The 14,339-nt window shown below is 63.7% G+C and carries 11 protein-coding genes; 2 read left to right on the plus strand and 9 right to left on the minus strand.

Features of this window, described 5'->3' with window-relative positions:
- Window positions 1-89: 89 nt before the first annotated feature.
- The 3 genes from ACSVHC_RS14345 to ACSVHC_RS14355 all read right to left on the minus strand — a co-directional run bounded on the left by ACSVHC_RS14345 (window position 90) and on the right by ACSVHC_RS14355 (window position 3,412).
- Window positions 90-1,442 (minus strand): ABC transporter substrate-binding protein, encoded by a 1,353-nt coding sequence (locus tag ACSVHC_RS14345; RefSeq protein ID WP_437771412.1) that lies wholly within the window; start codon window positions 1,440-1,442, stop codon window positions 90-92.
- 74 nt (window positions 1,443-1,516) lie between these two features.
- Complete coding sequence (locus ACSVHC_RS14350; RefSeq protein ID WP_437771411.1) at window positions 1,517-2,431, minus strand: carbohydrate ABC transporter permease; 915 nt, start codon at window positions 2,429-2,431, stop codon at window positions 1,517-1,519.
- A 9-nt stretch (window positions 2,432-2,440) separates the two neighbouring features.
- Window positions 2,441-3,412: a carbohydrate ABC transporter permease gene (locus tag ACSVHC_RS14355; protein ID WP_437771410.1), complete on the minus strand. Its 972-nt coding sequence runs from the start codon at window positions 3,410-3,412 to the stop codon at window positions 2,441-2,443.
- 227 nt (window positions 3,413-3,639) lie between these two features.
- Here ACSVHC_RS14355 and ACSVHC_RS14360 point away from each other — a divergent pair, with 227 nt between their 5' ends.
- Window positions 3,640-4,842, plus strand: coding sequence for a Gfo/Idh/MocA family protein (locus ACSVHC_RS14360; RefSeq protein ID WP_437771409.1), 1,203 nt, complete (start codon window positions 3,640-3,642; stop codon window positions 4,840-4,842).
- A 13-nt stretch (window positions 4,843-4,855) separates the two neighbouring features.
- The gene (locus ACSVHC_RS14365) at window positions 4,856-5,875 is read left to right on the plus strand and encodes a LacI family DNA-binding transcriptional regulator (RefSeq protein WP_437771408.1); all 1,020 of its coding nucleotides are present in this window, start codon (window positions 4,856-4,858) and stop codon (window positions 5,873-5,875) included.
- Between the two features lie 86 nt (window positions 5,876-5,961).
- On the opposite strand, the gene ACSVHC_RS14370 is transcribed toward ACSVHC_RS14365, so the two are convergent.
- From ACSVHC_RS14370 to acs, 6 genes are all read right to left on the minus strand, one after another.
- A complete protein-coding gene (locus ACSVHC_RS14370; protein ID WP_437771407.1) occupies window positions 5,962-6,741 on the minus strand; it encodes a DeoR/GlpR family DNA-binding transcription regulator in 780 nt (259 codons plus the stop codon).
- A gap of 28 nt (window positions 6,742-6,769) precedes the next feature.
- Complete coding sequence (locus ACSVHC_RS14375; protein ID WP_437771406.1) at window positions 6,770-8,824, minus strand: beta-galactosidase; 2,055 nt, start codon at window positions 8,822-8,824, stop codon at window positions 6,770-6,772.
- Between the two features lie 5 nt (window positions 8,825-8,829).
- Window positions 8,830-9,738: a carbohydrate ABC transporter permease gene (locus ACSVHC_RS14380; protein ID WP_437771405.1), complete on the minus strand. Its 909-nt coding sequence runs from the start codon at window positions 9,736-9,738 to the stop codon at window positions 8,830-8,832.
- Window positions 9,735-10,739 carry a carbohydrate ABC transporter permease gene (locus ACSVHC_RS14385; protein ID WP_437771404.1) on the minus strand — a complete coding sequence of 335 codons (1,005 nt, stop codon included), beginning with the start codon at window positions 10,737-10,739 and terminating at the stop codon, window positions 9,735-9,737. The genes ACSVHC_RS14380 and ACSVHC_RS14385 overlap by 4 nt, the downstream gene beginning before the upstream one ends.
- A gap of 14 nt (window positions 10,740-10,753) precedes the next feature.
- The gene (locus ACSVHC_RS14390) at window positions 10,754-12,070 is read right to left on the minus strand and encodes an ABC transporter substrate-binding protein (RefSeq protein ID WP_437771403.1); all 1,317 of its coding nucleotides are present in this window, start codon (window positions 12,068-12,070) and stop codon (window positions 10,754-10,756) included.
- Between the two features lie 195 nt (window positions 12,071-12,265).
- Window positions 12,266-14,302, minus strand: a complete 2,037-nt coding sequence (gene acs, locus ACSVHC_RS14395) for an acetate--CoA ligase (RefSeq protein WP_439181041.1) — start codon at window positions 14,300-14,302, stop codon at window positions 12,266-12,268.
- Window positions 14,303-14,339 lie beyond the last annotated feature (37 nt).

Below are 14,339 nucleotides of genomic sequence, written 5' to 3' on the forward strand. Positions count from 1 at the left end.
GCGGCGGCGCCCGGACCGGTTTGGCGGGGCTGCGGCGTTGCTGATCAGGATAGCGGGAGCCCTGCCGTTGAAGGGCTCCCGCCGAGGGACTATTTCGAGAAGAGGGCGTTGACCTGGTCGTTGGCAGCCGTGAGGGAGCTTGCCGGTGCCTTGCCCGCGATAACGGCGTCCATGGCCGGCTTCATGATGCCCGATACCTTGGCGGCGTTGTCGGTAATAGGGAGCAGGAAGGTGGACTTGTCCTTCACGTGCTGGGTGAAGGCGGAGACGTCAATGCCCTTTGCCGTGAAGGCGGCGGCGGCCTTGTCGGTGGAGGTCTTGATTGCCGGGAAGACAACGGCCTTGGATGCTACGACGTCCTGGCAGGCCGAGGAGCCGAGGTACTCTACCCACTTGATGGAGGCGTCCTTCTTCTTGGTCCCGGCCCAGATGGAGTCGGCCAAGCCGTTGAACATTGAGGCGTTCTTGCCGTCGACGCCCTTCGGGGTGGGGGCGATGCCCAGGTCGATGCCCTTATAGCCGCTGTATTGGCCGATCATCCAGTCGCCGTTAGCGTTGATGGCGGCCTTGCCGGCGCCGAAGGCGTCAGGTGCGTTGGCCCCAACTGTGGTCTCAAGTTTGGGCATGTAGCCCTTTTGGGCCAGTGAAGCCCACCAGGCGATGGTGTCCTGGACGCGCTTGTCATCGTAGTTGAAGTGCGAGCCCCAGGGGGTCTTGTCCGTGGCGCTCCAGCCCGTGGTGGCTGAGAGGAAGCTCCACTGGGTCTGTCCGGCGTTTTCGGCGTCGGACCCGGGCAGCCCAAGCCCGAACACCGCGACGTTGTTCTTGTCGAAACCGGGCTCGTCGCCGCGCTTGCCGTTCTTGTCAACGGTGAGGTGCGCGATCGCCTTCTCGTAGCTTCCGCCGTCCTGCGGGTTCCAGCTCAGCGAGGCCATCTGCTCGGGCGAGAGGCCGGCGTCGGCTGCCATCTTCTTGTTGTAGAAGAGGCCAACGGTGTCCCAGTCCTTCGGAAGGCCGTAGCGCTTGCCGTCTTGGCCCACCCAGAGGTCCGCGAGTCCAGCGTTGTACTGGGCGAGGTCCACCTTGTCCTTGGACACCGCGTCATCGAGTGCGACGAGCTGTTTGGTCTTGATGAATTCCGGGTACTTGGAAAGGTGGTCGGTGAAGACATCGGGGGCGGTTCCAGAGGCCATCCCGTTGGTGATCTTGCCCCAGTAGTCATCCCAGCCCGTCTGGGTGATCTTGACGGTGACGTCCGGGTTGGCCTTGTGGAAGTCATCTGCGCACTGCTGGTAGGCGGGAAGCTGGTTCGCGTCCCAGAGCCAATAGCTGACCTCGCCCTTGGCAGAGTCGGCGCTGCTGCCTCCTCCGCTCCCGCAGGCGGAGAGGGCGAGCGTGGCCACAGCGGCCGCGGCGACGGCGCCGAGTAGTTTCTTTTTCATGGTAGGACCTTTCGGGTGGGGAGGGTTGGGCGCACGGCATAAGCCGGCCCGTTGGGGACGTGATGGTGGAGGGACTACTTGGTGCCGCTGAAGCCGATCGAGTTGACGATCTTCTTGCCGAAGATCGCGAACAGGATGAGGACGGGAAGGGCGGAGATGAGGGTTGCGGCCATAAGGCCGGACCAATCGGGGGCGCCCTGCGGGGACTGGGATTTGAAGACGCCCAGTCCCACCGTGAGCACCCGCGATTCCTCGGAGGTCCCGACCAGGAGCGGCCAGAAGTATTCGTTCCACTGGCCCATGAAGGTGAGCAGGGCGAGGGTCGCGATGGGGGCGGCCGCGTTGGGCATGACGATCTGGAAGAAGATCCGCCAGTGCTTCGCGCCGTCGAGCATTGCGGCTTCCTCCACCTCGCGGGACATGTTGAGGAAGAACTGGCGCATGAAGAAGATCGCGAACGGGGTCATGAACAGGTAGGGCAGGACCAATCCGAGCATCGAGTTGAGCAGGCCCAGGTTTTTCACGAGGAGGAAGTTCGGCAGGGCCGTGAAGATCGGTGGGACCAGCATGGTGCCGAGGAAAAGCGTGAAGACGCCGTCGCGGCCCTTCCAACGCAGCCGGGCGAAGGCGTAGGCCGCCATTGAACTGAAGAACACGGCACCCGCGGTGGTGATGCTCGAGAAGAGCAGGGAGTTCAACAGGTATTGCCAAAAGTTGATGGAGGCACCGGAGCCGCCCTCGGCGATGGCTTCGGAGGCGGTCTGGAGGCCGAAGACGCGCTTGAAAGCACCAAGGTTGAAATCGGCGGGGAGGAGGCTTGCCGAGTTGGCGGCAAGCGATCCGTTGGTGGAGAAGGCCGTGCGCAGAACCCAATAGAACGGCAGCACGCTCACTGCAATGGCGATGGAAAGCAGCACCCAGGCGCTTGCGCGGCGCCAGTTGAACGGACGACGGTGGGTGCCTGCCTTGAGGGAGGAAACGGTGGTCATGTTGTGTCCTTAGTCCAGGTCCGACTGGTTGCCGCGAAGGAACTTCATCTGGATGAAGGCCACGATCGCGAGGATGAGGAAGAGGATCACGGCGAGGGCCGAGCCATAGCCGAAGTCTTGCTCGTTGAAGGCGCGCTGGTAGATGTAGTACTGCAACACGCGGGTTGCGTTGACGGGGCCGCCCTGGGTGGTGACGGCAACGGTGTCAAAGACCTGGAACGAGCCGATGACGGTCACCACGAGCACCAGGGCGAGAACGGGACGTAGCAGCGGGAGGGTGATCCGCCAGAAGGTGCTGACCGCCTTGGACCCGTCAATGCTGGCTGCTTCGTACACCGTGTTGGGGATGGCTTGCAGGCCTGCGAAAAGTAGAAGCGCGGTGTAACCCATATGCCGCCAGGTGTTGATGAGCGCCTGCGTGGGGATAGCCCATTGCTCGCTGCCGAAGAAGGCCACGCGGGGCAAGCCGAACCACTCGATGAACTGGTTCACGATGCCGATTTGGTAGTCGAGCATCCAGAACCACAGGAGCGCGGCAATGACGTTCGCCATGAGATACGGAAGCAGGAGTGCCCCGCGGATGAGGGTTGACTTGGCGACCCGGTGCATGAGGATTGCGAGTCCGAGGGCCAGGAGCGTCTGGAGCACGATGTTGATGACGACGTATTCCGACGTGACCCCAAGGGCGTTCCAGAAGAGCGGGTCTTTCGCGATCTGTTGGTAGTTCTTGACGCCGATCCATTCCGGGTCTCCGAGGATGCTGTACTCGGTGAAGCTCAGGTAGATGCCGCGGATGGTCGGCACCAGGTAGAAGAACACGAAGCCGACCATCGCCGGGGCGATGAAGAGCAGTGCGATCTTGAGATCCCCGATGCCGCGGAAGCCTGCAGCGGGCTTTCCCCTTTTTCGTGATTTCGGTGATTTCCGCGAGCGGCCGGCACCGGAGAGCTCCGGATCAGGATGTTTGGTGAGCGTGGTCATCTTCGACCCTTCCCTGACTGTGATATGGGTTACAACTGATGGAAATCTACACGAGTAGATCTGAAGGGGTCAAGTTATCTTGTGAACTTTTGTTCGATTATTTTGGATTTATTGCTTTTTGTTGACTCGAGTAGATCCCAGTGATTCACTGGCCTGAGTCCTCGTCGAGCCTCTCCCGGCGCGGCGAGGGCACTCTGAAGCCACCCACACGAATCGAAGGGCTAACAATGACGTTTTCAATGGGAGTAGTAGGCCTCGGCCAGTTCGGCGGCCAATTTGCCCACCTCTTCAAGCTCCACCCCGGGGTTTCCGCGGTCTACGCAGTGGACGAGCTCCCTGAACGCGCGTCCAAAGCTGTTGAACAGCTGGGGCTCGACGGCACTATGGGCAGTTTCGACGAGTTGCTGGCCTCCGACGTCGACGCCGTCGCTATCTTCACGCAGCGCTGGACGCACGGGCCGCTGGTGATCAAGGCACTGCGCGCCGGGAAGCACGTCTATTCGGCCGTTCCCATGGCAATCACCGAGGACCAGATCGCCGGAATCATCGACGCCGTGCGTGAAACCAAGCTTGTCTATGCCATGGGAGAGACCAGCTTCTACAACCCCGCCACCGTCTATGCCCGCAAGCAGCACGCCGCCGGCAAGTTCGGCCGCATCTTCTACACCGAAGGCGACTACGTCCACGACATGGACCTGGGCTTCTACGAGGCCTACCAGTACAGCGGCGGCGAAAACTGGAAAGCAACTGCAAGCTACCCGCCCATGCTGTACCCGACCCACGCCATCGGAGGCGTGCTGGGCGCCATACCGGGCCACGCCGTGAGCGTGAGCTGCATCGGCGTCAAGGACGACCGTGGCGACGGCGTCTTCGACAAGGAAGTCAGCATGTTCGACAATGACTTCTCCAACGCCACTGCGCTGTTCGAAATGAACGACGGCGGCGTGATGCGCACCAACGAGATGCGCCGCGTCGGCTACCCCTCGCACATCCGGGAATCGCGCTTCCGCTTCTTCGGCACGGAGGCAAGCTTTGAACAGCTGGCCACCACCACGCTGTGGCAGGACAAAAAGGGAGTACTCGACGTCTCGGACCAGGTGGAGACGAAGCCCAGCATGTCGCCCGATGACCCCTCGTTGGCGGACGTCGCACCCGAACTTCGCGGTGCGTTCATCTCCGGCCTCGCTCCTGTGCACGACGCCGGCCGGCTCCCGGTTGAATTCGAGGGAGCCCCCACCGGGCACGAAGGAAGCCACCAGTTCCTGGTGGACGACTTCGTCACGGCCGTGAACAAAGGAAGCCTTCCCCCGGTCAACGCCTGGGTGGCGGCGCGCTTCACGCTTCCCGGCGTCGTGGCGCACGAGTCCGCCCTCCGCGGCGGCGAGCGGCTTCCCATTCGCGATTTCGGCGATGCTCCCGAGGCTTTGTAGCTAGCATGATCCAATGACAACTTCGGCAGTGCACACCCCGCGCGGACCGGTGACGCGCAAAGACGTGGCCCGGTACGCCGGGGTGAGCACCGCCGTCGTGAGCTATGTGGTGAACGGCGGCCCCAAGAAGGTGGCGCCGGCAACGGAAGCGAAGGTCCAGGAGGCCATCCGGATCCTGGGGTACCGGCCGAATGCCGCCGCGCGTGCGCTCAAAATGGGGTCCAACCAAACCCTCGGCCTCGTGATTCCCGACTCCAGCAACCCGTTCTGGGCGCTGCTGGGACACGCGGTGGAAGTGGCTGCCGCCGAGCGCGGATATGCCCTGCTGTTGACAAATTCCGACAACAACCTGGACTCCGAACGCCGCCACATTCGCAACCTCGCTGACCGGCAGGTTGATGGAGTGGTCCTGGCCAGCGTCATGTTCGAACCCGATCTATTGGAGCTTTTCGGCACGGAAATCCGATCGGTCCTGCTGAACCATGCCTCGGTGGCCCCTGGTTTCAACAGCGTGGGCGTGGACCTTGAAGCCGGCGCCCGCCTGGCCGTGCAACATTTGATCGGCCACGGACACACCAACATCGGACTCGCCATGGGCATCACGGCCGACAACGAGGCTGACGGGCGCGAGGAGGGTTGGCGGCGGGCACTGGAAGCTGCCGGACTCCCGGTTGGGCCGCTCGCCCGCGGTGGGTTCGACCGCCCCGGGGGCTATGCTGCCGGACAACGCCTCCTGGCCGCGGAAAACCGCCCGACGGCGATCTTCGCCAGCTCCGATATGCAGGCAATCGGACTCCTCCGGGCAATCCGCGAGGCTGGCTTGTCCGTTCCGGACGATATCGCCGTGGCGTCCTTCGACGGTTCGATCGAGGCCGAATACAGCTGGCCGGCCCTGACCACGGTGGAGCAGCCCGTGTGGGAGATGGCAGAGGCCGCAGTGTCCGCGCTGGTGGGCGGGAACCGGAACGAACCTCCGCAGCACAGGGTCTTCCCCACGCAGCTCCGCATCCGGCAATCGTGCGGGTGCCCCTAGCGCGTTCCCAGCCCAACTAGCTCGCATTTGTTGTCGTTCTGAGGGCTCATAACGACAACAAATGCGAGCTAGTTGGGGCGCCCACGCTAGGGTGAGGCGATTCGGAGCTTCCCGACGCCGTCGGCGAGGATGCGCCGGGCATCCTCGCCGAGATGCGAGTCCGTCACGAGCACGTCGGCTTCCTCCAACTGGGCGATCGAGGCGATGCCAACCGTTCCCCACTTGCTGTGGTCCGCCAAGACCACCACGTTGCGGGCCGCACTGATGAAGGCCCTGTTGGTTTCGGCCTCCTGCAGGTTGGGCGTGGTGAATCCCGCGTCGGCATCCATGCCGTGGACGCCCAGGAAAAGGGTGTCCAGGTGCAGTTGCTTCAGCGCGGCAGTGGCGATAGGACCCACCAAGGCGTCCGACGGCGTGCGCTCGCCGCCGGTCACGATGACCGGGAAACCCTGCCGTGAACCTGAGGCGCCGTGGAAGAGATCCGCAATCCTGATGGAGTTCGTCACCACCGTGATCCGCGGCCCCTCCAGGAGTACTTTGGCGAGCTCGTAGGTGGTGGTTCCGGCGCTCAGGCCCACGGCCATGCCCTCATGGACCAGCGTGGCGGCCTCGACGGCGATCGCGTGCTTTTCCTCGATCAGCTGGGTGGACTTGAGTTCGAAGCCGGGCTCGTGGGTCCGGGCATCGCCAGGTATCTTGGCCCCGCCATGGATCCGCTCGACAAGTCCGGACTCCTCGAGCGACTCGATGTCGCGCCGAACGGTCATGGCTGAGACGCCCAGCAGTTGCGCGAGGTCCGAGACACGGACAACGCGTTCACGCTGGACGGCGTCGACTATGGCGGTGTGGCGGGCTGCCTGAAGCATCGGAGCCTTTCTGGAGGACGGCGGGTGGTTAGGCGGGAGTGGCGACGACGGCGACGCCTCCGGCAGTAAGGTTTAGCGTACCTCCGGTGGGTGTCCCGCTCAGGAGCTCGACGCCGTCGAGCGGCACCTCCACACCGTGCGCGCTGTGGTTCATGACGAAGGTCCAGACCTTGGTGCCGTTGCTCCTGCGGACGATTTCCACGTCTTCCGGAGGCCGAACACCCAGGACGGGTTCCACCCCGGCGTCCGAGCAGAGGAGCTGCACCAGTTCGGCGAGCCCCTCGCGGCCCAGACTCGTGGCCACGTAGTAGGCGGCACCGCGTCCGGCGGATCCGGCTCGGCGGGTCACTGCCGGCGAGCCGCCGACGCCGGACCCGACCGTGGCTGCACCGCCGTCGAACGTGGCAAGAACCTCCGCCGCGGTTGCCTTACCCAGCTCGCTCCAGACCGTCCCGGAGCCAAAGCGGCTCAAGCCGACCGCGTCGCCGGATCGCAGGGGGAAGAACTCCTCCATGCTCACGCCGAGAAGTTCGGAGAACGCCCCTGGATAGCCGCCGCCGTTGACAGGGTCCATGCGGATGTGGTCGTTCTGGTCGACGATTCCGGAGAAATAGGTGATCACCAGGGTTCCGCCGGCTTCGACATACTCGTGGAGTTTCGCCGCGCCTTCATCCGTGACCAGGTACAGCATGGGCGCAATCACTAGTTTGTAGCCGGACAGGTCATCGGTGCTTTGCCGGATGTCCGTGGTGACTCCGGCCCGGTAGAGGGCGTCGTGCCAGCGCCGCGTTTCCGGGAGGTTCCGGGCGTCCTCGCTGGGGTGCGAGTCCAGTTCGGTGCCCCAGCGGGCGTCGGTGTCATGGATGATGCAGGCTTCGGCCTGGACCGTTGAGCCGGCCACCTCCGAAATGCTCTCGAGCGCACGGCCCAGCTCCACCACTTCGCGCCACACTTTGCTGTCGCGGCCGGCGTGGGGGACCAGTCCGGAATGGTACTTTTCGGCCCCGGCGCGGGAGGCCCGCCATTGGAAGAACAACACGCCATCGGTTCCGCGGGCCACGTGCTGCAGGGAGTTGCGCAGCATTTCGCCCGGTGCTTTGGCCACATTGCGGGGTTGCCAGTTGACTGCCGAGGTGGAGTGTTCCATCAGGAGCCATGGTTTGCCCTGGGCCCAGCCTCGGGTGAGGTCCGCCGTCATGGCCAGATCCTGGAAGTTCCGTTCGTCGGCGGCGATCAGATAGTGGTCATTGGACACGACGTCCATATGTCCGGACCAGCGCCAATAGTCGACAGGGGCGTTCAGGCCCATGTTGAAGCCCATGAAATTGGTGGTCACCGGGTGCTTCGAATGTGCCCTGATGATGTTTGCCTCTGCGGTGAAGCACTCAAGCAGGGCGTCGGAAGAGAACCTCGCGAAATCCAGTTGCTGCGTTGGGTTCACCCACGTTCCCGAACGGCGCGGCGGCAGGATCTCGGCCCAGTCGTAGTAATGCTGGGACCAGAAGGCCGTTCCCCAGGCGTCGTTGAGCGCGTCAAGGCTCCCATACCTCGCCTGGAGCCATTCCTGGAAGCCACGCTCGGCGTGGGGGCCGAAGTCCGGTTGGTTGTGGCAGCCGTACTCGTTGTGGACATGCCACATCACGACGGCGGGGTGCCCCGCGTAGCGCTCCACGATCGCCGTCGTCAGGGCTGCTGCCGCCCGGCGATAGTCCGGCGAGCACGCCGCGAAGGCCTGCCGCGAACCGTAACTTTGCCGGACGCCGTCGGCATCCACGGGGAGTGAATCGGGGTACTTGCGGCTGAACCACGGCGGGGGAGAAGCACTCGCGTTCGCGAGATCCACGCTGATGCCGTTGCTGTGGAGCAGGTCGAGGATCCTGTCGAGCCAGCCGAATTCGTACCGTCCTTCCTCAGGCTCCAGAAGGGCCCAGCTGAAGATGCCGACACTGACAAGGTTCACCCCGGCTTCCTTCATCAGGGCGACGTCGTGTTTCCAGACCTCTTCGGGCCATTGTTCTGGGTTGTAGTCGCCGCCGAACGCGATCCGGCCGCCCAGCTTGTCCACGATGTAATCCATTGCCATGCGTTTTATCCTTTGCTGGAACCGAGCGTGAGGCCGGCCACGAATTGGCGCTGCAGCACGAGGTAGATGATCAGGGTGGGTATCACGGTGATGGTGGCGCCGGCCGCCAGCAGGTTGTAGTTGCTGAGGAACTCGCCCTGCAGGTTATTGATGGCGGTAGTGATCGGCAGCCGGTTACCGCTTTGGATGAAGAGCAGCGGCCAGAAGAAATCGTTGTAGATGAAGATGACTTCCAGGGTCCCGAGTGCCGCGAGGGCGGGGCGGCACAACGGCAGGATGATATTCCAGTACTGCCGCCAGATCCCGGCACCGTCCACCAGTGCGGCCTCCGTCAGATCGGACGAGAGGGCCTTCATATAGTTGGAGAGCACGAAGGTGCAAAAACCGATCTGGAACGCAGTGTCCACCGCGATCACCGAGATGTAAGTGTTGAGCAGGTTGCCCGAATCGCTGAACGAGTAGGGCAGCGTGACGTGTTTGAACATCTCGAACAACGGGGCTGCCAGGACCTGCGGGGGCAGGAGGTTGCCGGCGGTGAACATGATCAGGAGGGTGACGTTGAACTTCCAGCTCACCCTGGAGACGGCGAATGCCATCATCGAGGCAAAGAACAGGGTCAGGAGCACCGCGGGGACCGTGATGATCACTGAGTTCAGCAGGTACTTCGAGAATCCGCCTTGGGTCCAGGCCGTGATGAAGTTGTCGAAATTAAAAGTGCCGCCAAGGCTGAAGTAGCCGAATTTGTCCGTATCCGCCTTGGGACGCAAAGCCGTGAACAAGGACCAACCGAGCGGAATCAGCCACATGATTGCCATGACGGTCAGGAAGATGTGGGTCCCGTAGTGGCGCTTCCCGGAGGTCCGGGTTTCGCCTGCGGCTGCTGTGCGCGGGATGGGGTTGGCGAGGGTGCTCATGCCTTGCTCTCCTTGCCGAAGGTGCGGATGAGGTAGAAGACGATGGGAATCAGCGAGATGACCAGGAGAATCACCGCGAGGGACGAGCCGACTCCGATCACCTGGCCTTCGCCGATCAGGTTCTGGATCACCAGGGCGCTGATCAATTCAAGGCCGTTGGTCCCTCGGTTGATGACGTACACAATGTCAAAGGCACGCAGCGACTCGATGATCGTGATCACCACGATCACGATGTTCACGGGGCGCATTGCCGGGAAGACGATGCGGAAGAACGTCTGCGCCGCGTTGGCGCCGTCGATCGACGCCGCTTCCTTCAGCGAGGGGTCCACGCCCTTCAGCCCGGCCAAGTACAGGATCATGACGTAGCCCGCGTGTCGCCAGGTAGCTGCAACCATGGCCGCCCAGATGTTGACGTTGGAATTTCCGAACCAGTCCACGGCTTGCGGTGTGCCCGCCGTGCCCAGGAGGTAGTTCAGCAGCCCGCTGTCCCGGTTGTAGAACAGCTGCCAGATGATGCCGATGAGGGCCAGGGACAACATGACGGGTGTGAAGAAGATGCTCTGGTAGATCTTGCTGCCGCGGATCTTCTGGTCCAGGAGCACGGCCAGCAGCAGGCCGAGGGGCGTCGCGATCAGGGCCAGGAAGACGAGCCACAGGACGTTGTGTTGGATGGCCGGCCAGAACGGAGGATAGTCCTGGACCACGTATCGGTAGTTGTCCGCCCCTGCGGCCTTGATGTCCTTCAGGTCCAGGCCGTTCCAGCGGGTGAAGCTCAGCGCAATGGAGAAGAGGGTGGGCAGCCAGACCAGCAGGAGCTGGATCAGGGTGGGCACGCCCACCATGATCGCGAGGATGAATTTGTCGCGGCGGGTGAGGCGGCGGACCCTGCCTGCTTTGCCGGTCCGCCTGCCGGTGCCGGGCTGGCTCTTGCCGGCAATGGTTCGCCCGGCAGCACCGGGCTCGCTGTCCGGTGCTGCCGGTTTCTCGGCGGTAGTACTCATGGGGATTCCTTCAGCTACTGGGCTGCGTAAAGGGTCTTGGCCTGCGCTTCAAGGTTCTTGACGTCCACGGTGCCGTCCTTGATGAAGGACTGGAGCGCGGGGATCATGACGTTGTTGGCCATGGCCGGGAGGGCGTCCCGGTCCAGGAACTGGCTGATGTACTTGGCATTGGCGATGGTGTCCGCGCACTTCTTGTTCAGCGGGGTGAACTTCGAAGTGTCGGCGCCCTTGACGGTGGCGATGTTGGAGCCATCCACGGCTGAGTAGGCATTCTGGCCTTCGGCGGATCCCATGAACGCCAGGAAGTCGTGCGCCGCCTTGTTGTCGCCGCCTTTCTTGGACAAGAGCAGTCCGTCGATGGGGGCTTCGACGGCATCGGTGCCTTCCACTGCGATTTCCGGGAACGGGAAGAAGTCGATGTCCGCCAGTACGGCGGGATCCGTGAATTGCTGGGTCACGAACGAACCCAGCAGGTACATACCGGTCTTCTTGGCTTCGAGGGCCTTGGCCGCGTCCTGCCAGGTCTGGCCGAGGGCATTGGGGTCCTGGAACGGCAGGAGGGCCTTCCAGGTGTCGAAGACATCGCTGACCTTTTTCTGGTCCCAGCTTTCCTTGTGGGCGGTCAGGTCCACGTGGAATTGGTAGCCGTTGAGGCGCATGTTGATGTAGTCGAAGGTGCCCATGGCGGGCCAGCCGTCCTTGTCCGCAAAGCCGATGGGGATGATGCCGTCGGACTTCATTTTGGTGGCCAAGGTCTTCAGCTCATCGAATGTCTTGGGGACTGCGTAGCCTTTCTCGGCCCAGAAGCTCTTCCGGTAGAAGAAGCCCCAAGGGTAGTTGTAGTTGGGGACCAGGTACATCTTGCCGTCCGGCCCGGTGGAGGCCTTCTTCATGGCGTCCGAGAAGTTGCTGCCGATCGTTGCCCACACGTCATCCACGGGAGCCAGGAGGCCCTTGCCCGCGTAGTACTGCATGCGGTAGCCGGCGAACCACGTGAAGGCATCGTCCGGGCTGCCTTGGAGGTAGGAGTTGATCTTGTTCTGGAAGTCGTTGTGCGGGACGACGTTGGTGGCCACCGTGACGCCGGACTTCTTGGTGAAGGCATCGGTGACGGCTTTGTAGGCGGCCTTGGGAACATCGTCCGAAGAGCCCGAGCCGAAGGTCAGGCTGTTCGAAGAGGCCCCGGGAGCCGGTCCGGAGCCACCGGTGCAGGCGGTCAGCAGCGGAATGCCGGCGAGTCCGGCGGCGCCGATACCGAGCGTTTTCAGGATGGTGCGGCGTCCAGGGCCAGCGTTGTGGGCCGACTGGAATGGGTCAAGATTCGCTGCCATGTTCTCTCCCTTGAAAGCGTGGTGCTTGTGAGTTTTCTCACGTAGAACTCGACTATAACCGCTCAAAAGAGAACATGAAAGAACTAAATATAACATTCTTGCGACGGCGGGTTTTAAGACAAAAGCGGCGGTCCTCTTTGCAGAGAACCGCCGCCGTTGCATGGTGGCGTGGAGCCGCGTGGTTTGGGCGTGAGCCTACTTCTTCAGCGACTGCGCGATCTGGGCCATGATGGTGGGGTCGGAGAGGGTGGTGGCGTCGCCGGGTTCGCGGCCTTCGGCGACGTCCTTGAGGAGGCGGCGCATGATCTTGCCCGAGCGTGTCTTGGGGAGTTCGGGGACCACGAGGATGTGCTTGGGTTTGGCGATGGGGCCGATTTCCTTGCCGACGTGGTTGCGCAGTTCGGCGACGGTGGCGTCGCCGTCGTTTACTGCGTCCCCGCGCAGGATCACGAACGCGACGACGGCCTGGCCGGTGGTTTCGTCGGAGGCTCCGACGACGGCGGCCTCCGCGACCCAGGGGTGGGAGACGAGAGCGGATTCGATTTCGGTGGTGGAGAGCCGGTGCCCGGAGATGTTCATGACGTCATCGACCCGGCCCAGGAGCCAGATGTCGCCGTCGTCGTCCTTCTTGGCTCCGTCGCCGGCGAAGTACATGCCCTCGAAGCGGGACCAGTAGGTCTCCTTGAACCGTTCGGGGTCGCCCCAGATGCCGCGCAGCATCGCGGGCCAGGGTTCGCGGACCACGAGGTAGCCGCCGTGCCCGTCGGGGACGGACTGCCCGGCTTCGTCCACGACGTTGATCGCGATGCCCGGCAGCGGGACCTGCGCGGAGCCGGGCTTGGTCGCCGTGACTCCGGGCAGGGGGGCGATCATCTGGGCGCCGGTCTCGGTCTGCCACCAGGTGTCCACGATCGGGGCGGGGTGGGCCTTCTTTTCCCCGTTCTTGCCGGCGTTGGAGCCGATGACGTCCCGGTACCACATCCAGGCCTCGGGGTTGATGGGCTCGCCCACCGAGCCCAGGACCCGGATCGAGGACAGATCAAACTTTGCCGGGATGTCCCGGCCCCATTTCATGAACGTCCGGATCGCCGTGGGGGCGGTGTAGAGGATGGAGACCTTGTACTTTTCCACGATTTCCCACCAGCGGCCCTGGTGCGGGGAGTCCGGGGTGCCTTCGTACATGACCTGGGTGGCGCCGTTGACCAGGGGTGCGTAGGCGACGTAGGAGTGGCCGGTGACCCAGCCGACGTCGGCGGTGCACCAGAACACGTCCGTTTCCGGGTGCAGGTCGAAGACCGCCTTGTGCGTGTAGGCGGTCTGGGTGAGGTAGCCGCCGGTGGTGTGCAGGATGCCCTTGGGCTTGCCCGTGGTCCCGGAGGTGTACAGGATGAACAAAGGGTGTTCGGCATCGTGCCCGACGGCGGTGTGCTCGCCCGAGGCGGCGCCGACGGTGTCCTCCCACCACTGGTCCCGGCCCTCGTGCCAGTCCACGGGCTGGCCGTTGCGCTTGACCACCACGACGTTCCGGACGGTGTGGCCCGCTGCGGAGAGGGCCTGGTCCACGGCCGGTTTGAGCGGGCTGGGCTTGCCGCGCCGGTAGGTGCCGTCCGCGGTGACCACCAGTGTGGCCTGGGCGTCATCGATGCGGGAACGCAGGGCGTCGGCGGAGAACCCGCCGAACACCACCGAGTGCACGGCCCCGATCCGGGCGCAGGCCAGCATCGTGATCACCGCTTCGGGGATCATCGGCAGGTACACGGCCACCCGGTCCCCCTTCGCCACCCCGAGGGACTCGAACGCGTTCGCGCACCTTTTCACCTCGTCGGTGAGCTGGGCGTAGGTGTAGGAGCGGGTATCGCCGGGTTCGCCCTCGAAGTGGATGGCCACCCGGTCCCCGAGCCCGTTCTCCACGTGCCGGTCCAGGGCGTTGTACGCGGCGTTGATTTCCCCGCCGACGAACCACTTCGCGAACGGCGGCTCGGACCAGTCCAGGGCCTGGCTGAAGTCCGTGTCCCAGTCCAGAAGCTCCCGGGCCTGCTTCGCCCAGAACGCGGGACGGTCCGCAGCCGCTTCCGCGTAGACTCCGGCGCCGACTACCGCGTCCGCGGCGAACTCGGCGGTGGGCGCGAACTTCCGGTTCTCATGGAGAAGATTTTCGAGGGCATCGCCGTTGCCTGCCCCGTCGGATCCGGTTGCAGCGGTGGTCGTCGATCCATTGGCGTCCTGGGACATGTGAACCTCATCATTCATCGATCTCTGCCGCGCGGCA

Origin of the sequence: Arthrobacter sp. KNU-44, assembly GCF_051843155.1 — a bacterium.
Classification (GTDB): Bacteria; Actinomycetota; Actinomycetes; order Actinomycetales; family Micrococcaceae; genus Arthrobacter.

Coding starts and splice junctions, on each gene's coding strand:
- ACSVHC_RS14350 (WP_437771411.1), bottom strand. CDS start 2,431: ATGACCACCGTTTCCTCCCTCAAGGCAGGCACCCACCGTCGTCCGTTC.
- ACSVHC_RS14345 (WP_437771412.1), bottom strand. CDS start 1,442: ATGAAAAAGAAACTACTCGGCGCCGTCGCCGCGGCCGCTGTGGCCACG.
- acs (WP_439181041.1), bottom strand. CDS start 14,302: ATGTCCCAGGACGCCAATGGATCGACGACCACCGCTGCAACCGGATCC.
- ACSVHC_RS14375 (WP_437771406.1), bottom strand. CDS start 8,824: ATGGCAATGGATTACATCGTGGACAAGCTGGGCGGCCGGATCGCGTTC.
- ACSVHC_RS14360 (WP_437771409.1), top strand. CDS start 3,640: ATGACGTTTTCAATGGGAGTAGTAGGCCTCGGCCAGTTCGGCGGCCAA.
- ACSVHC_RS14390 (WP_437771403.1), bottom strand. CDS start 12,070: ATGGCAGCGAATCTTGACCCATTCCAGTCGGCCCACAACGCTGGCCCT.
- ACSVHC_RS14370 (WP_437771407.1), bottom strand. CDS start 6,741: ATGCTTCAGGCAGCCCGCCACACCGCCATAGTCGACGCCGTCCAGCGT.
- ACSVHC_RS14355 (WP_437771410.1), bottom strand. CDS start 3,412: ATGACCACGCTCACCAAACATCCTGATCCGGAGCTCTCCGGTGCCGGC.
- ACSVHC_RS14365 (WP_437771408.1), top strand. CDS start 4,856: ATGACAACTTCGGCAGTGCACACCCCGCGCGGACCGGTGACGCGCAAA.
- ACSVHC_RS14385 (WP_437771404.1), bottom strand. CDS start 10,739: ATGAGTACTACCGCCGAGAAACCGGCAGCACCGGACAGCGAGCCCGGT.
- ACSVHC_RS14380 (WP_437771405.1), bottom strand. CDS start 9,738: ATGAGCACCCTCGCCAACCCCATCCCGCGCACAGCAGCCGCAGGCGAA.